At 48.3% G+C, this 16,765-nt stretch carries 16 protein-coding genes; 13 read left to right on the top strand and 3 right to left on the bottom strand.

What is annotated here, in order from left to right; translation table 11 throughout:
- The first annotated feature begins 16 nt into the window (after positions 1-16).
- Positions 17-766 carry a glucose 1-dehydrogenase gene (locus BMW79_RS26635; RefSeq protein WP_089900348.1) on the top strand — a complete coding sequence of 250 codons (750 nt, stop codon included), beginning with the start codon at positions 17-19 and terminating at the stop codon, positions 764-766.
- A gap of 243 nt (positions 767-1,009) precedes the next feature.
- Here the strand turns inward: BMW79_RS26635 and BMW79_RS26630 are convergent, their stop codons facing one another.
- Together BMW79_RS26630 and BMW79_RS26625 are read right to left on the bottom strand one after the other, a co-directional pair.
- Complete coding sequence (locus BMW79_RS26630; RefSeq protein WP_089900346.1) at positions 1,010-2,437, bottom strand: aminotransferase-like domain-containing protein; 1,428 nt, start codon at positions 2,435-2,437, stop codon at positions 1,010-1,012.
- 196 nt (positions 2,438-2,633) lie between these two features.
- A complete protein-coding gene (locus BMW79_RS26625; RefSeq protein ID WP_089900344.1) occupies positions 2,634-4,064 on the bottom strand; it encodes an aminotransferase-like domain-containing protein in 1,431 nt (476 codons plus the stop codon).
- A gap of 97 nt (positions 4,065-4,161) precedes the next feature.
- Here BMW79_RS26625 and BMW79_RS26620 point away from each other — a divergent pair, with 97 nt between their 5' ends.
- The 11 genes from BMW79_RS26620 to BMW79_RS26570 all read left to right on the top strand — a co-directional run bounded on the left by BMW79_RS26620 (position 4,162) and on the right by BMW79_RS26570 (position 12,791).
- The gene (locus tag BMW79_RS26620; protein WP_089900342.1) at positions 4,162-4,509 is read left to right on the top strand and encodes a nuclear transport factor 2 family protein; all 348 of its coding nucleotides are present in this window, start codon (positions 4,162-4,164) and stop codon (positions 4,507-4,509) included.
- A 27-nt stretch (positions 4,510-4,536) separates the two neighbouring features.
- A complete protein-coding gene (locus BMW79_RS26615) occupies positions 4,537-4,977 on the top strand; it encodes a carboxymuconolactone decarboxylase family protein (RefSeq protein WP_089900339.1) in 441 nt (146 codons plus the stop codon).
- Between the two features lie 117 nt (positions 4,978-5,094).
- On the top strand, positions 5,095-5,985 hold the full coding sequence (locus BMW79_RS26610) for a DNA-3-methyladenine glycosylase family protein (RefSeq protein WP_177192345.1): 891 nt from the start codon (positions 5,095-5,097) through the stop codon (positions 5,983-5,985).
- Positions 5,986-5,994: 9 nt separating this feature from the next.
- Positions 5,995-6,480 (top strand): methylated-DNA--[protein]-cysteine S-methyltransferase, encoded by a 486-nt coding sequence (locus tag BMW79_RS26605; protein ID WP_218150451.1) that lies wholly within the window; start codon positions 5,995-5,997, stop codon positions 6,478-6,480.
- Between the two features lie 128 nt (positions 6,481-6,608).
- Positions 6,609-8,027, top strand: a complete 1,419-nt coding sequence (locus BMW79_RS26600) for a pyridoxal phosphate-dependent decarboxylase family protein (RefSeq protein ID WP_089900329.1) — start codon at positions 6,609-6,611, stop codon at positions 8,025-8,027.
- On the top strand, positions 8,020-8,943 hold the full coding sequence (locus BMW79_RS26595) for an EamA family transporter (RefSeq protein ID WP_089900326.1): 924 nt from the start codon (positions 8,020-8,022) through the stop codon (positions 8,941-8,943). Before BMW79_RS26600 ends, BMW79_RS26595 begins: the two co-directional genes overlap by 8 nt.
- 124 nt (positions 8,944-9,067) lie before the next feature.
- Positions 9,068-9,508: a GNAT family N-acetyltransferase gene (locus BMW79_RS26590; protein ID WP_089900323.1), complete on the top strand. Its 441-nt coding sequence runs from the start codon at positions 9,068-9,070 to the stop codon at positions 9,506-9,508.
- A 7-nt stretch (positions 9,509-9,515) separates the two neighbouring features.
- Positions 9,516-10,079 carry an NUDIX domain-containing protein gene (locus BMW79_RS26585; RefSeq protein WP_089900320.1) on the top strand — a complete coding sequence of 188 codons (564 nt, stop codon included), beginning with the start codon at positions 9,516-9,518 and terminating at the stop codon, positions 10,077-10,079.
- Positions 10,080-10,099: 20 nt separating this feature from the next.
- The gene (gene rlmB, locus BMW79_RS26580) at positions 10,100-10,921 is read left to right on the top strand and encodes a 23S rRNA (guanosine(2251)-2'-O)-methyltransferase RlmB (RefSeq protein WP_245752690.1); all 822 of its coding nucleotides are present in this window, start codon (positions 10,100-10,102) and stop codon (positions 10,919-10,921) included.
- A gap of 37 nt (positions 10,922-10,958) precedes the next feature.
- A complete protein-coding gene (locus tag BMW79_RS26575; RefSeq protein ID WP_089900317.1) occupies positions 10,959-11,810 on the top strand; it encodes a hydroxymethylglutaryl-CoA lyase in 852 nt (283 codons plus the stop codon).
- 9 nt (positions 11,811-11,819) lie between these two features.
- Positions 11,820-12,791, top strand: coding sequence for a GSCFA domain-containing protein (locus tag BMW79_RS26570; RefSeq protein ID WP_089900314.1), 972 nt, complete (start codon positions 11,820-11,822; stop codon positions 12,789-12,791).
- A gap of 74 nt (positions 12,792-12,865) precedes the next feature.
- Here the strand turns inward: BMW79_RS26570 and BMW79_RS26565 are convergent, their stop codons facing one another.
- Positions 12,866-14,326, bottom strand: a complete 1,461-nt coding sequence (locus BMW79_RS26565) for an MFS transporter (protein WP_089900310.1) — start codon at positions 14,324-14,326, stop codon at positions 12,866-12,868.
- A 161-nt stretch (positions 14,327-14,487) separates the two neighbouring features.
- Here BMW79_RS26565 and BMW79_RS26560 point away from each other — a divergent pair, with 161 nt between their 5' ends.
- Positions 14,488-16,758 carry a patatin-like phospholipase family protein gene (locus tag BMW79_RS26560; protein WP_089900307.1) on the top strand — a complete coding sequence of 757 codons (2,271 nt, stop codon included), beginning with the start codon at positions 14,488-14,490 and terminating at the stop codon, positions 16,756-16,758.
- Positions 16,759-16,765 lie beyond the last annotated feature (7 nt).

Genomic DNA, 16,765 nt, shown 5'->3' with positions numbered 1-16,765 from the left:
ACAAACAAAAACATTCATGTCCTCTCTGAAAGATAAAATAGTTGTTATCACTGGTGGTAACAGTGGCATAGGATACGCAACAGCAAAAGCATTTTTAGCAAAAGGAGCAAAGGTTTTGATAACAGGTCGTCAGCCGGGGGCGGTGCAAAAGGCAGTACATGCACTCGGACATCCTGCAGAAGGTTTTAAAGCAGATCAGTCGGACATGAATGACATACGTCGCCTGTATGAATACCTGCAGGGACGTTTCGGAAAAATAGATGCCTTATTTGTAAATGCTGGTGTGGCGAAATTGGCGCCGTTTGAAACGGTCACAGAAGAACTATACGATGAATTAATGAACATTAACTTCAAAGGTGCTTATTTCACCATCCAGCAATTACTTCCTCTTGTCAATGATGGTGGCTCCATTACGTTGCTGTCGGCCCTGAATGCATATGCGGGCTCACCGAATGCATCGGTATTATCCGCCAGCAAAGCTGCGCTGAACAGTTTGGGCAGAACCTTATCGAGAGAATTGTCGGACAGAAAGATCAGGGTGAATATTGTGAATCCGGGTATTATTGATACGCCGTTACTTACAAAAGTAGGCGTACCGGAAGCAGCCCGGCCACATTTGCAAAATATCACGCCATTGGGAAGATTGGGTCAACCGGAAGATATTGCGAGCATGGTTACTTTCCTGGCTTCAGACGAAGCCTCCTTCATAACAGGTGCAGAATATAATGTAGACGGCGGCCTGATGGTACATCCGTTGATCGGTTGATAAATGATCCTGGCGTTGCGGTGTGCAGCATTGTGCAAATGCTGCACCGGCAGCAAGGACATAAAAAGAAATTTCTTTGTTGATTTTACAGTTTAATGGTTGTTTTAGGATGTGTTTGTAAATCCCATTGGTTGCCTGCCGGATGCCGCTTGCTATACGGGCATCTGGCAGCAACTTAAAAGATTAGAAATTTAAGTTGTAGGTTTAACGGGCCGGGATATTCTTATCCCGGTCTTCGCTCTTTCAGCTCATCTTGCGGATGAGTTTTCCCAATGTCTTCAATCCGTCGTCTACCTGTTTACTCCACACCGGACCAAAACTGATACGTAAACAGTTACTATACCTGTTCTGCAGTGAAAAGATCCTGCCGGGACAGAAGCTGATCTTATGTTTCAGCGCCTGCTGGAACAATTCAAATGTGTTGATTTCTCCCTGTAGTTCTACCCACAACACACAACCGCCCTGTGGCCGCGAAATACGGGTACCTTCCGGAAAGTATTCGCCGATGGCCTGTGAATAGCGTAAACACTGGGTATGCAGCGTTTTTCGCAGGTTGCGTAAGTGAAACTCATACCGGCCTATCTCCAGGAAATGTCCTACCGCCGCCTGTGGCAAAGATGCGCAGGCGATAGAGTGGTTTTGTTTCATCAGCAATACTTTTTCCTTGTATTTCCCGGGCAAAGTCCAGCCTACGCGATAGCCCGGCGCCAGTGATTTCGAAAAGGAATTGCACAGCAGCACATGCCCATATTTATCAAAGGTTTTACAATTTACCGGGCGTTGTTTGCCAAAATACAGATCCCCGTAAATATCGTCTTCTATCAATGCGATATCATATTTCACCACCATGTCTACCAGTGTCTTTTTGTTTTTGTCCGGCATACAGGAACCCAGCGGATTATTGTAGTTGGTAACAAACAGGCAGGCCTTGATTTTATGACGGGGAATCGCTTTGTCGAGATAGTCGAGGTCCACGCCGGAAATGGGATGGGTGGGGATTTCCAGCACTTTGAGGCCAAGACTTTCTGCCAGCTGCATGGAGCCGTAATACGCGGGACTTTCAATCGCAATGGTATCACCAGGATTGGTAACAGCCGTTAAGCAGAGCGTCAGTGCATCCATACAACCGCTGGTGGTGATCACATCATCTGCTGTATAAGCGCCGCCCCAGGCGAGCGACATCCGCGCAATTTGTCCGCGTAGCAGTGCATTCCCCTGCAACTCTTCATAGCCGATCCCGTTGTTGGGCAATTCCCGCAGCGCATGTACGACGGCCTTCGCCATTTTGGCGGCAGGCATCAGGCCTGGTGGGGGCGTGGCCACCGAAAAGTTCAGGATATTCGGGTTTCTCATATGGCTGAACACTTCCATCACCATATCACTTACAGTGGCTTCACTGGCTTTCTTCACAGGCGAACAGGTGCCTGGCATGGCGGGCATACGCCTGGAATTAAAACGGATATAGTAGCCGGATTTAGGTCTGGATTCAATCAGGCCCTTTGATTCCAGGTGATAGTAAGCCTGGAACGCGGTGGTTAAACTAATGCCCTGTTGCTTGCTGAGCATGCGCACAGACGGCAGTTTTTCCCCGATTTTCATCACATCTTTTTCTATCAGCTGTTCTATGTTATCAGCTACCTGGAGATACAGGTGATCGGCAGTTTTTATCATGGCAGTACTAATCTGATCTGGTCAAAATTACTAAAGTGGCATCTGTTTTTGGGTTTTATTTTAGGGAGATGGGGAACGGGTAGTGGCACAAGGGATCTTCGATGGTGGCGCGGCGTGCATGGACATGCGGGCGAAAGCCGGTATCAGGCGGGGAGGAAAAAACGGTCGCTGTTGCAAACCAACAGCGACAGCAATATTATCGTAACTGCTTCCCGATCAGGCGTCCGAGCGTTTGTATAGCCCAATCCTGGTCATCGTTCCATGGGTTGGCATTTGTAAGCCGGATACAATTCTGATAGCGGTCCTGGCTGGAAAACAGGGACCCGGGCGTAAAGGTGATCCCCTGCTCCACGGCTTCTTCATGCAGTTGCCAGGTATTGATGCCGGCAGGAAGTACGACCCATAAGCTGATCCCGCCATTGGGACGGGTGAGTTGCGTATCTCCCGGAAAATATTCCTGGATGGCTTTCGTGATCTGCATGGTTTGCATACTCAGCGCCTGGCGCAGGGATTTAAGATGAAGGTCCAGCCGCTGCTGGTCGAGGAACTTATTCAGCACCAGTTGCGGTAGCAAACCGGTACTGCCGGAAGTCATAAATTTCAGCTGCGCTATTTTGTCCCGGTACCTGCCGCCAATGACCCAGCCCACGCGTAACCCGGCAGCAATGGATTTGGAGAAGGAAGAGCAGTAAAGTACCAGGCCTTCTTCATCATACGATTTAACAGTCCGGGGCCGCTCCGGTGCAAAGTGAAGGTCGCCGTACACGTCGTCTTCAATCAGTGGCACCTGGTATTTTTGCAGCAGTTGGGCCAGTTGCTCTTTGCTGTTGTCGGGCATACAGCTGCCTAATGGGTTATTATAATTACTAACAAAAAGACAGGCCTGTACTTTTTTGTGTTTAAAGGCATCTTCCAGTTTGTCGAGGCTTACACCGGTTACCGGATCGGTGGGGATTTCCAGCGCTTTCATGCCGAGGCTTTCAATGGCCAGCAGCAGGCCGAAGAAGGTAGGCGATTCAATGGCAATGGTATCGCCGGCTTTGGCAACTGCGCGTAAACAAAGACTGGCGGCTTCTATGGCGCCATTGGTAACGATAATATCTGACGGGGATACCGCCCGGCCCCAGTTGAGGCAATGCCTGGCAATATGCTTGCGGAAAGGCTCATGCCCCCTGATATCACCGTAAGGGATATACGAAGTATCCAGTTCACGGGCAGCAAGCTGCAATGCTTTTTTCAGTTTTACCGAAGGGAGCAGAGAGGTATCCGGAGAAGCGCCTATCAGGGAAATGGTTTTGTGGGACTGGCTGGTTTTCCGGAACATGGCCAGCTTTTCATTGATCTGTACTTTGGCGGGAGTGGGCAGCGGATCCGTTACCGGTGGTAGTTCAGGCCGCAGTTTTTTGGAGTAATGTACAAAGTAGCCCGATTTCTCCCTGGAGGCTACCCAGCCTTTCTTTTCGAGATGGGTATATACCTGTAATGCAGTACTGATGCTGATGCCATGTTCCTGGTGCAGTGAACGCACAGAAGGCAGTTTATCGCCCACTGTATAAACGCCTTCGCTGATCATATGCTGGATCTTTTCTGCCAGCTGAAGATAGATAAATCCGCTGTTCTTTTTCATCTTCCCAAAGGTAATCTGTTATGGTTTAATATTGATAATTCTGTATCTGTTTTGGTTATGTATTTTGCTGTTATTTTGTAATCCTAAACCACAACCGATGACTGTTGTTAAGCAATTGGCAGATACCCTGGTAAAGCTTTGCCGGGACTGGAAATTTCCGGAGGCACAGGCCACCCTGTTTCATACAGATGCGGTGAATGTAGAGCCGGATGGCCGCATCACAGCCGGATTGGCCGCCATTATGGCGAAGGAGCAAACCTTCCTGGATATGATCACCGAAAGGCATCTTTTGGAGATATCCAATCCGGTGGTGGCAGACGATTATTTTGCTGTACAGTTGCTGATGGATGTGACGTTAGCAAACGTTGGCCGCCGCATGAGAAATGAACTCTGTATATACCAGGTGCAGGACGGCAAAATTATCCGGGAGCAGTTTTTCTATTAATATCATCATTTTTAAAAAAATATAATCATGGAAGCAAGAATGGACATTTATAAACTGGCCCCTGGCTCGTTTAAAGCAATGATGGCCTTACAGACATTTGTGAATGAAAGCGGTCTGGATAAAACATTGGGAGAACTCATCAAGATCCGCGCCTCCCAGATCAATGGTTGTGCTTTTTGTTTAAATATGCATACCAAGGAAGCCCGTAAAATGGGTGAAACCGAACAACGTATCTACGGACTTTCTGCCTGGCATGAAGCGCCGTACTATACCGATAAGGAACGCGCGGCACTGGCGCTGACAGAAGCCGTTACCCTGGTAGCTTCTTCCCGTGTGCCGGATGATGTGTACAATGCTGCACTGGAAGTATTTACCGCCGAAGAAGTAGCTGTTATCGTAATGTCTATCGTAACTATCAACGCCTGGAACCGTATTGCTGTAACGTCAAGAACGTTGCCACAAGGATAAATAATGACCCGTTCAGGGGAGGATGATCCCCCAGTGTCTTCCCCTGAATTTAGCAAGAAAGCGTAAATACAAAACTCCTGTATTCCGTATTTTTGCAGCATGGCTTTGCAGAAAATAATGATCCCCATCAATGATCCTGCGCATTTCTCTTTTGCGGAATGCCTGCGGTTCCTGGGGCGGTCGGACAAAGAATGTTTGCATTACATACATGATGGAACAGTGCGGCGGATGCTGTTGTCGGAAGGAGAGCCGGTAGTGGTGGAAATTGCGCCCGCTGCAAAAAATGGATTTCTTGAAGCGACTGTGCTGGCGCCAGCCGGCGAAGCAGTGGCGGAAGCACCAGTTATTAGATATATCACGCATTGGTGGCACCTGGATGCCAACCTTCAGCCGTTTTATGACTATACCCTCACAGACCCGCTGTTAACCGGGCTGGCAGAGCAATTCAACGGGCTACGTTTGATTGGTATGCCTGATCTGTTTGAAGCCATTACCTGGCCTATCATCGGGCAACAGATCAATCTTTCCTTTGCCTACACGCTGCGGCAACGGTTTATTCAGCAGTTTGGTTATCGTGTTGCTTTGATGGGTACTGATTACTATTTATATCCGCATCCGGCGGTGATAGCGGCTTTGGAGCCGGATCAGCTCACGCCGCTGCAATTCTCCCGCAGTAAGGCATTGTACCTGGTGGAAACGGCCAGGCAGATGGCGGGTGGCGCCCTCAGCGAGACCTCGCTGGGTGTGTTGAGCTACGAAGCTGCGCTGGAGAGGCTGGTCGCCATGAAAGGCATCGGCAACTGGTCGGCCAACTATGCGCTGATGAAATACCGCCGGTTTCCGCAATCTGTATTATTGGAAGATGTTGGTTTGCAGAATGCAATAAAAAATAGATTAAATTTGGAAGCCAAGCCTTCTATGCCGGCATTACAGGAGTACACAAAACCATGGAAGGAGCATGCAGCATATGCCACTTTTTATTTGTGGCAGTCATTATTACCCCAATAGTTTTTTTTCATGGAAGACGGAATGTATCATTTACGTATAGACACCCCCGTTGGTCCGTTACTGATAAGCGGGACAACACACTTTATAAATGCGGTTTCTTTTACGGATGAACCGGCAGTAGATTTTCCACAGGCACCTGCTTTATTGCTGGATTGCGCACAACAACTATATGAATATTTTGCAGGAGAACGGAAAATATTTGAACTGCCTGTATCGCAGGAGGGTACCGAGTTTCAGCAAACCGTGTGGCAACAGCTGTTGAATATTCCATTCGGACAAACTATTTCATACCAGCAGTTGGCGCGCCGTATTCACAATCCTAAAAGTATCCGTGCGGTAGGTACCACCAACGGAAAAAACAGGTTAGCTATCATTGTTCCCTGTCACCGCGTGATAGGCAGCAATGGCACGCTTACCGGCTATGCCGGCGGGTTGTGGCGGAAACGCTGGTTGCTGGAACATGAACGTACCGACCTGTTTACCGGGTTGTTATAATAACTGCATGATGATGTAAAGAAAATAAGCGCTTCATCTGATATGGTCCATATTTACAAAACTGCATCTGTTTTCAGATCATAATTTATCTCAATTTTGTTCCAGCATTACCACCAATACGTGTAACCATGGAATTGAAATTGCAGGACGATCTGAAATATACAGATCAGTTATTACAGCTGACAAAGGATTTCAGCAGCCGGTTTTTATCCGCCATCAATCAGTTGGCAGCAGATAAGCAGGTGCATATCAATTGTCGTGTATCCATTCCCGATAGAGGCATGGGTGGCGCTGCAGCACTGGAAGCATTCCGTCAGCAGTATGGCAATAGTATTACTGCTGCCGCTGGTCCGCGCTACTGGGGCTTTGTTACAGGTGGTGTTACTCCTGCGGCACTTATGGGCGATTGGCTTACTTCGGCGATGGACCTGAATTCATCTGATAAAAGCTCTGCTGCCTATTATATAGAAACGGAAACCATTGGCTTATTAAAGGAATTATTCGGTTTGCCGGAAGCATTTCTCGGCTGCTTTGTATCCGGCGCTACCATGTCTAATTTCACCGGTCTGGCGGTAGCCCGCCAGTGGCTCGGATTACAGCTGGGAGTAGATATCGCCGCAGATGGCATGGCTGCTTTGTCCGGAATAAAAGTACTTTCTGCCACCCCGCATTCGAGTATCGGTAAAGCGATGTCTATGCTCGGTATGGGCCGCAACAGCATGGTGCGGATGCCCGTATTACCCGGCAGGGAATGTGTAGATATTCCTGCGCTGAAAGCATACCTGGAAGCGCATAAAGGACAACCATTTATTTATGTTGCCAACGCCGGCACCGTGAATACCGTTGATTTTGATGATCTGCGCGCGTTGGTGGAACTCCGTGAGGAATACGGCTTCTGGCTGCATGTAGACGCGGCTTTCGGTGGATTTGCCGCCTGCAGCGATCAGTGGAAACATTTGCTGCATGGCTGGGAACAGGCCGACAGCATCACCATCGATGCACATAAATGGTTGAATGTACCTTATGATGCCGCGATGATTTTTTGCCGGCACCCGGAATTGCAATCGGTGGTATTCCAGAACGCAGGTGCCGCCTACCTGGGAGATCCGGCGGCTCAATTTAATTTCATCAATCATATCCCTGAAAACTCGCGCCGGCAGCGTGCTTTACCCGCATGGTTCTCTTTGATGGCCTATGGTAAAGATGGTTATCGCTGGCTGGTAGAAAATAATATTTCATTGGCGAAGCAACTGGGAAGCCTGCTGGAAACAGATCCCAATTTTGTGGTGTTGTCGCCTGTAAGATTATGTGTGGTATGCTTCACATTGGAAGTGTCTCCGGAAGTAGAAGCGGAAGCAGTCAGTGAATACCTGGAAGCCGTAAATGCCAGTGGGGTGGTATGTATGACGGCCACTGTGTACAACGGTCGATCGGCCATCCGCGCGGCATTGGTGAACTGGCGTACCACAGGGAAAGATGTTTTGTTGGCTTATGATACCATGAAGGTATTGGCTGGAAAAGTAGTGAATAAATATACGTATGCGTAAATCAAATACAAATGCTTACATCGCGCTTGCCATTGTAAGTATTTTCTGGGGAACCACTTACCTGGCTTCCAGGGTGGGCGTGAGACATATGCATGGTGTGATGCTGGCTGGCCTCAGACAAAGTGCCGCCGGAATTTTAATCACCGGATTTTTTTTATTGAGAGGATATAAATTACCTGGTAAGCTGGTGTTGTCGAAACTGTTTGTGATTGGTACACTGATGATGTGTGGTGGCAATGGTTTGCTCACGTGGGCATTACAATATATTCCCAGCGGCCTGGGCGCCATTATTGCGGCCACTATTCCTATCTGGATCACCATTACCAGCTATTTCCTGGTACAGCGTACGCGGCTTAGTTTACAGCTGATCATTGGTATGATCCTGGGTTTTGGGGGAGTAGCAGGTATCTTCTATAATTATTTATCCAGCCTGATGAATCCCGATTTTCAGTTTGGTATTATCATCGGGTTTGTCTCCTGTATTTTTTGGGCACTGGGTTCTGTATTAACGGCGAAGTGGTCGCTGGGCGTGAATTATCTCTATGGTGCCGGATTTCAGATGATGTTTAGCGGGGTGATCATGTTGCTCGTTGCTACGTTGTTCCTGGGGCAGCATATAGCCGTAGCCACATTCACCACGGAGTTATGGGAAAGCTTGCTGTACCTGGTATTGGTAGGCTCTGTATTTTCGTATTCCGCGTATGTATTTGCATTAAATAATCTGCCGCCGGCACAGGTATCTATCTACGCTTACATCAATCCGGTGGTAGCGGTGCTGTTAGGATGGCTGCTGTTGCACGAAAGTCTCACATGGTTAACAGGCGTGTGTTCCCTGGTAACGATAGGTGGTGTGTACCTGGTGAACAGTGCGGTAAATAAAAGTAAGAAAAGTCTTGCAGCGACTGCAAAATTGTAATAGCTATAAATATTTTAAGGTAGAAGTAGCCAGATGCTCACCCCGGTTTTTACCGGACGGAGCATCTTTTCTTTTGTTAGGGAAATGCGTTAAATTGGGCAAGGATATTTAAATCTGTTATCTTATGGAAGTTATTCAGGCAACGGAGTTACATACGAATGAAGTGGCGGTATTGTTTGATGCCTACCGCAGTTATTACGACCAGGCGCCCGATTTCAAAGGAGCACTTGATTTTATTTCAGAAAGAATTGCAAAAAAAGACAGCGTCATATTTGTGGTATTAAACGGAGATGAAATTATCGGGTTTACGCAACTCTACCCGATCTTCACTTCGCTGGGTATGAAAAGAGGCTGGTTACTCAACGACCTCTATGTATTGGAGGAACATCGTGGGCAAGGCGCCGGAAAAGCACTATTGGATGCTGCTGCGGAATATGGTAAAACAACCGGTGCAGCCTGGCTGATGTTACAAACCTATATTGCCAACACAGGGGCACAGTCCCTTTACGAAAAAGAAGGATTTAAAAAAGATACCAACTCCTACTATTATTACAAGTCACTTTAAGGAAATCATGGACACAACGAAAAACCCCTGGACCATTCACTCCCGGGAAATGCGATATGACAATAACTGGATCAGCATCTGGCATCATGAGGGATTAAACCCTGCGGGGGGCGCCGGGATTTATGGGGTGGTGCATTTTAAGAATCTGGCAATCGGCATCGTGGCATTGGACGATGACATGAATATTTACCTGGTAGGCCAATACCGTTTCCCGTTAAAGCAATATTCCTGGGAAATTCCAGAGGGCGGCTGTCCGCTGGGAGAAGATCCGCTGGATACCGCCAGGAGGGAACTGTTGGAAGAAACCGGGCTGGTGGCTTCCCATTGGGAGGTGATTTCCCGGATGGCATTGTCTAACTCCGTGTCTGATGAAGAAGGAGTGATATTCCTGGCCCGTGGCCTGGAGCAACGGGAGCCGGAACCGGAAGAAACAGAGCAGCTGGCAGTAAAGAAAGTGCCTTTTGAAGAGGCCTACCGGATGGTCAATGACTTTGAAATCACCGATTCCTTATCGGTAGCAGCCATACAAAAAGTGAAGCTCATGGGCTATGAAGGCTTATTAAACAAATAAACCCGTTACCTTTGCAGCAAATGGAAAGGAAATTTAACGCTTTCAAAGGTGAAAGAAGAGAGGGGCAGCGAGGCCCTAAAAAATATGCAACGCAACGGCCAAAGCAATCTACCATGATTATTGGCCGTCAGCCGTTATTGGAGGCCCTGACTACGGGAGCGCCCATCGAACGCATTTTCATGCTGCGTACGGCTACGGGCGACATTATCCCCCAGATCCGGGAACTGGCACAAACCAACAATATCCCGGTGAACTATGTTCCTGTGGAAAAGCTCAACGGTCTTACCCAGGCAAATCACCAGGGCGTAGTGGCCATTGCAGGTAATGTAACCTACCTGGATCTGCAGGATGTTATTTCCCATGTGATAGAAAAAGGAGAAACGCCGTTGTTCCTGATCCTGGATGGTATTACAGATGTACGTAATATCGGCGCTATTGCCCGCAGTGCAGTGTGTTGCGGCGCACAGGCCATTATTATACCAGACAAAGGTATTGCCGCGCTGAACGAAGAGGCCGTAAAATCATCGGCCGGTGCCCTGGAAAAGATCGCGGTATGCCGGGTGAACAGCCTCAATAAAGCCATTGATACCCTGCATCTCAACGGGATCAAGGTTATGGCCAGCGAAATGGAAACGGAAATTAAATTATACGACTGCGATCTGAAAGAGCCGGTAGCGGTGATCATGGGGTCGGAAGATAAAGGCGTGTACCCCGCGCTGATAAAGGCTTCTGACATATTGTTCCGGATCCCGATGGCGGGTAATTTCGAATCATTCAACGTATCTGTGGCAGCCGGCATCATCCTGTATGAAGCGCTGAAACAGAGAACGGTAAATATTTAAGCGGACCTGCGGGAATCCGCACAGAAAATGGTTTACTATGCTAAAACTAGTGGAATGCCCGCGTGATGCCATGCAGGGTTGGCACCGGATGATCAGTACGGATGAAAAAGTGCAGTATCTGAATTCCCTCCTGAAAGTTGGTTTTGATACCATTGATTTTGGCAGCTTTGTGTCTCCCAAGGCCATCCCCCAGATGGCGGATACCAAAGACGTGATTCCCAGGCTGCAGTTGTCTGGTTCCAGAAGTAAGCTGCTGGCTATTGTAGCTAATTTACGCGGTGCGGAAGAGGCGGTGGTATTTGATGAAATCAACTACCTCGGTTTCCCTTTCTCCATATCTGAAACTTTTCAGCTGAGAAATACCAACAAAACCATTGCAGAATCACTGGAACAGGTGCATTCCATGCAGGAATTGTGCATCAAGAACCGGAAAGAGCTGGTAATCTATATTTCTATGGGCTTTGGTAACCCTTACGGAGATCCATATAGCCCTGAAATAGTGCTGCAATATGTGGAGGAGATGGTGAAGATGGACATCGGCATTATTTCCCTGGCAGATACGGTAGGAGTAGCGGATCCCGCCACCATCAGCGGGTTGTTCAAACACCTCATCCCGGCATATCCGGATGTGGAGATCGGCGCGCATTTTCACGCGTCCCCATATAACTGGGAAGAGAAAGTACTGGCGGCCTATGAGCAAGGATGTAAGCGCTTCGACAGCTCCATCAAAGGGATCGGCGGTTGCCCGATGGCCAAAGATGAGCTGGTAGGCAACCTGGCAACAGAAAACCTGATCGCGTTCTGTCATCAGCGGAAAGAGCCGCTGTCGCTCGATATGACCGCATTAAGAGGCACACAGCGACTGGCAGATGCTGTATTTAAAGCTTAACCTTATTACATGCAATTTCATTTGAGTTTTCCGGTGGCGCCACTATCGGACGCCATCCAGTACGATCATGAGCTGTTGCTGATGGGTTCCTGTTTTGCGGAAGAAATCGGGGAAAAGCTGGCGGAACACCGGTTTAATACCCTGGTGAACCCGCATGGCATTTTATATAACCCGCTCAGCATTACCAAAGCGCTTACCTCGTATCTCGACGGGAAAGTATATACGAAAGAAGACCTGTTTCTCCATAATGATACCTGGCACAGCTGGGATCATCATAGCCGTTTCTCCGGCCTTACGCCGGAAGCGACCCTTCAGAATATCCGTCAGATGCAGGCGGCGGCCACACAGGCTATGGAAAAGGCCGACTGGCTTGTGCTCACATTAGGATCTGCGCATGCATACGTCTTAAAGGAAAATAACCGCCTGGTAGGTAACTGTCATAAGGTCCCAGCAGGCAATTTCTACAAACGCCTGCTCACCGTAGATGAAATAGTGACGGCATTGGATAACATGATGCACCGCCTGTTTTTCCGCAACCGGAAAATTAATATACTCTTTACCGTTAGCCCGGTTCGTTATATCCGCGACGGCGTTGTAGAAAATAACCTCAGCAAAGCCGTGCTGCTGCAGGCCGTGCATCACCTGGTGAATAAATTTAACCGCCTGTTTTACTTCCCCGCCTATGAGCTGGTGATAGATGATTTGCGGGATTACCGTTTTTATAAGGAAGACCTGGTACATCCCAATGAACTGGCCATTAACTATGTGTGGGAACAGGTGGTGAAAACCGCCATCAGTGCCGGCAGCCAGGAATTACTGCACAGTATTGCAGATATTAACCGGGCGGCCCGTCACCGGCCGTTTAACCCGGAAAGTGCCGCGCATCAGCAGTTCCGGCGGCTTTATGCTACAAAAGTACAACAGCTGATGACCGCACATCCTGGTTTACAACTGGAGGATCTCTTACAGCAGTTTCAATAGCCTGTAAAAAAGTTCGGGGAGATGGAAGCTGCTATAGCAGCTTCCATCTCCCCGAAAATATATTACCACCGTACTTACAGCGGAATTCCCTTTTTATCTTTCAGGTAAATCATACCCACAATAAAACAGATCACCGCAATGCTGATCGGATAGATCAGTCCTGCCAGGTGATTACCCGTATTGGTAACCAGGATTGTGGAAATAGTGGGGAGCAATCCGCCAAAAACGCCGTTACCGATATGATACGGCAGCGACATGGAGGTATAGCGGATGCGCGTAGGAAACAATTCTACCAGGAAAGCCGCGATGGGCGCATATACCATGGTTACGAAAAGCACCTGTATAAAGATGAGGATCACCAGCCAGGTTACATGGGTGCGGCTTACGGTGAGTTCCTTTTTATCGGCGGTTTCCCTCAGGATGCTGCCATCGGTGTAAGTGTGTACCCGGCTGCTTTTGACTACCAGTTCGCCCGATTCGGTTCTGGAAGAATTGCTTTCTATTTTAAACAGTTCTGTTTGCTCCTGTTTCAGCTGTACGTTCCCAATATTGTCCATGGCCTTGTAGATCGGGTAGTAGGCCAGGGCCGCCAGCAGCATGCCGGTGAGCATGATCTTTTTGCGACCGATGCGGTCGGACAGGGAGCCGAAGTAAATAAAGAAAGGGGTGCCCAGCAACAGCGCAATCGCAATAATAATATTGGACTGTACGAATTCTATGTTCATCGTTTTCTGGAGAAAGGAAAGCGCATAGAACTGACCGGTGTACCAAACCACGCCCTGACCCATAGCGGCGCCAAACAGCGCTATCATCACCAGTTTCAGGTTTTCTTTATTGGCAAAGCTTTCTTTGATAGGATTGGTGGAAGTTTTGCCTTCTTTCTTCATCTGGGCAAACAGGGGTGATTCGTGCAGGCGTATACGTATGTAGTACGACATGATCACCAGCAGCACCGACAGCAGGAAAGGAATACGCCAGCCGTAGTTGTTGAAATCGTCTGGTGTCATGAGCATGCGGGTCAGGAGGATAACGCCCAGCGATACAAACAGGCCCAGTGTGGCGGTGGTTTGTATGAAACTGGTGTAGTATCCGCGCCGGTTGTCGGGTGAGTGTTCGGCCACATAGGTAGCCGCGCCGCCGTATTCACCACCCAGGGCCAGTCCTTGTGCGAGGCGCAGGATCAGTACCAGTATAGGAGCCAGTATCCCGATGGTATGATAACTGGGAATAAGGCCGATGGCGAACGTAGAGCCGCCCATGATCAACAGGGTGAGGAGGAACGTGTATTTACGTCCTACCATATCGCCCAGGCGGCCAAAAACGATGGCGCCGAAAGGACGTACAATAAATCCTACCGCAAAGGTGGCCAGCGTGGCAATATAGGCCAGCTGCGGATTACTGGGTGGAAAGAACTTTTCAGCAATGATGGCCGACAAACTGCCAAAGATGTAAAAGTCGTACCATTCAATGAGCGTACCAGCCGACGAAGCCATAATAACCTGCCAGATGTTCTGCGTGGGGAGCGAGTTTTTCATACGTGTTAATTGTGACGCTTAACTTTTAGTAGTTAGCTTTTTGCGGGGAATAAGATAACGAATATTTACTATGAGAGCAAATGTTCAACTAAAAATCTCTTGTGCTTAACATTCGGGAATGTCTATAAAGCCTTATCTTTAATAAGGGCCAATTATTTACAATGAAGCAGGGATCAAAAGCTCACATCTGGCAGGTTATCAGTTTATTGTTGTTAGCTTTTATGACGAGCCACTATACCGTGAAGGGGCAGCAAACGATCAGTAACAGACCTAAAATAGGATTAACACTCAGTGGTGGCGGTGCACGCGGCCTCGCACACATTGGCATCCTGGAAGCGATAGACAGCGCCGGATTGAAGATCGACCTGGTAACCGGAACCAGCATGGGCAGCATTGTAGGTTCGCTGTATGCCATGGGATATTCAGGAAATAATATTGAAGCAGTAGCCCGTAAGCTCAACTGGAATAGTTTGTTTTCCAATCAGCCTGTGCTGACCGATATCTCCTACGAAGAAAAACGGGAATACAACAAATACATTATTGAAATACCCTTTGAGTATGGTAAGCCCAAGCTGGCTTCCGGCGTGATTTCCGGAGAAGCGCTATGGCTGGAGCTGGCCCGTTTGTGCTGGCCTGTGAAGGACATCAAGAACTTTGAAGATTTTAATATTCCCTTTAAATGTATTGCCACTGATGTGGCGACCGGCGATATTGTAACGCTCGACAGCGGTGAAATTGTGACCAGTCTGCGTGCCAGCATGGCCATTCCCTCTGTTTTCACCGCCGTAAAAATCGGCGACCGCAAACTGGTGGATGGTGGCGTGGTCCGCAACTTCCCGGTGCTCACCGCCAAAGACATGGGCGCTGATATTGTGATAGGCGCCAATGTGAGCGGAGGCCTGCGCAAAGCAGATCAACTGGTAACTCCTTTCGATATCCTTTACCAGCTGGGCTTTTACAAGGATGCTTCCGATTTTACGAAAGCCATTAAGCATACGGATATTTATGTGCCGATGAACAGGGAGCTGGAAAACTACTCTGCCGCCAGTTTCGGCAGCGTGGATTCCATTATTGAGGTAGGCCGCCGCAAAGGCCGGGAAATGTATCCCATATTCAAGCACCTGGCAGATTCCTTAAATGCATTGTATCCACAGCCGCCGTTTGTAGCCGACCGTCTGCCTTTTGCCACCGACATAGAATTGAGCAGCGTACATGTGAGCGGCCTGGTACACTCTGATCAGAAATTCTTTTTACAACGGCTGCATCTCAAGCCAGGCGGCTGTTACACACCTGCCCAACTGAGAAATGCGATCCTGAATGTATATGGCACACGGTTTTATAAGCTGATCACGTACAACCTGGTGCCTGAAGGATATGGTAAGAGCCGGATGGATATCCAGGTAGAAGAGAACCCGCTTACCTATGTGAAGTTTGCGCTGAACTATAATACCTTTACCGGCGCCAATGCTATCATCAACCTGACTCAACGGAACTTTATTGTGCCTAACTCCCGGTCGTTCGTTACGGCTGTGATCAGTGAAAACCCGCGCCTGGAGGCCGAATACTTCAAGTACCTGGGACGTAGCCGTAATTTTGGTTTCGGATTAAGTACCTATTATGAAAACAATGGTCTTACTTTTTACGATAGTGATTTCAATAAGGAACAGCCGTATCGCAGTAAATACGCCAACGTGAATGTGGATGTGCAATATACGTTCACCCGCGATATGTCGATTGGTGCGGGTACCCGTTGGGAGTACATCAAATACAAGCCGCAATTATCCAATTTTATGGATGTGCGTGGCAGTACGAATCAGCTGAATACCTATGTTAATTTCGGCATCAATTCCCTGAACCAGAAAATATATCCTACGCGCGGACTGTTGCTGGACCTGGAAGTGGGACATATCTACAATCAGCATCCGGGGATTAAAGTAAGCTCCGGTGGGGTAGATCAGGATTTTGATACGCTGGGTGTAAATTTCAACGACTACCAGCGTTTTGCCCTGAATATGAAATATTACATTCCGGTCGGCCGGAAGTCGGCGATAGAACTGGATGGTAATATCGGTTACAATCTGAATTACAAAGAATCGGTGATCAATGCCTTTGTGGTAGGGGGGATGACAAACATCACCCGTAACCAGGTGCCTTTTGTAGGCATTTATGAAGGAGAAGTACTTACCCCGAAAATAAGTGCGGTGCAGGTAGCCTGGCAATATGAATTTCTCAGGAATCTCTTTGCTATTCCGCGTATAGGCGCTGCCGTGTATGATGGTACTATTTCCGGTGGGAACCGCTATGAATACCTGGCGGGATATGGTATCGGAGCGGGTTACAGCAGCCGCTTAGGCCCTGTGGAAGCAACGATGATGTATAATGATCAATCGGGCCGTCTCAAATTTTATGTGAACCTCGGTTTCAACTTCTGATATGGAT

Origin of the sequence: Chitinophaga arvensicola (assembly GCF_900110835.1) — a bacterium.
In the GTDB taxonomy this organism is placed as follows: domain Bacteria; phylum Bacteroidota; class Bacteroidia; order Chitinophagales; family Chitinophagaceae; genus Chitinophaga; species Chitinophaga arvensicola.
This window is presented reverse-complemented; position numbering and strand designations above follow the sequence as displayed.

What these genes read in the sequence shown, in the direction of transcription:
- BMW79_RS26635 (WP_089900348.1), top strand. Translation starts at nt 17, where the DNA reads ATGTCCTCTCTGAAAGATAAAATAGTTGTTATCACTGGTGGTAACAGT.
- BMW79_RS26630 (WP_089900346.1), bottom strand. Translation starts at nt 2,437, where the DNA reads ATGATAAAAACTGCCGATCACCTGTATCTCCAGGTAGCTGATAACATA.
- BMW79_RS26625 (WP_089900344.1), bottom strand. Translation starts at nt 4,064, where the DNA reads ATGAAAAAGAACAGCGGATTTATCTATCTTCAGCTGGCAGAAAAGATC.
- BMW79_RS26620 (WP_089900342.1), top strand. Translation starts at nt 4,162, where the DNA reads ATGACTGTTGTTAAGCAATTGGCAGATACCCTGGTAAAGCTTTGCCGG.
- BMW79_RS26615 (WP_089900339.1), top strand. Translation starts at nt 4,537, where the DNA reads ATGGAAGCAAGAATGGACATTTATAAACTGGCCCCTGGCTCGTTTAAA.
- BMW79_RS26610 (WP_177192345.1), top strand. Translation starts at nt 5,095, where the DNA reads ATGATCCCCATCAATGATCCTGCGCATTTCTCTTTTGCGGAATGCCTG.
- BMW79_RS26605 (WP_218150451.1), top strand. Translation starts at nt 5,995, where the DNA reads ATGGAAGACGGAATGTATCATTTACGTATAGACACCCCCGTTGGTCCG.
- BMW79_RS26600 (WP_089900329.1), top strand. Translation starts at nt 6,609, where the DNA reads ATGGAATTGAAATTGCAGGACGATCTGAAATATACAGATCAGTTATTA.
- BMW79_RS26595 (WP_089900326.1), top strand. Translation starts at nt 8,020, where the DNA reads ATGCGTAAATCAAATACAAATGCTTACATCGCGCTTGCCATTGTAAGT.
- BMW79_RS26590 (WP_089900323.1), top strand. Translation starts at nt 9,068, where the DNA reads ATGGAAGTTATTCAGGCAACGGAGTTACATACGAATGAAGTGGCGGTA.
- BMW79_RS26585 (WP_089900320.1), top strand. Translation starts at nt 9,516, where the DNA reads ATGGACACAACGAAAAACCCCTGGACCATTCACTCCCGGGAAATGCGA.
- rlmB (WP_245752690.1), top strand. Translation starts at nt 10,100, where the DNA reads ATGGAAAGGAAATTTAACGCTTTCAAAGGTGAAAGAAGAGAGGGGCAG.
- BMW79_RS26575 (WP_089900317.1), top strand. Translation starts at nt 10,959, where the DNA reads ATGCTAAAACTAGTGGAATGCCCGCGTGATGCCATGCAGGGTTGGCAC.
- BMW79_RS26570 (WP_089900314.1), top strand. Translation starts at nt 11,820, where the DNA reads ATGCAATTTCATTTGAGTTTTCCGGTGGCGCCACTATCGGACGCCATC.
- BMW79_RS26565 (WP_089900310.1), bottom strand. Translation starts at nt 14,326, where the DNA reads ATGAAAAACTCGCTCCCCACGCAGAACATCTGGCAGGTTATTATGGCT.
- BMW79_RS26560 (WP_089900307.1), top strand. Translation starts at nt 14,488, where the DNA reads ATGAAGCAGGGATCAAAAGCTCACATCTGGCAGGTTATCAGTTTATTG.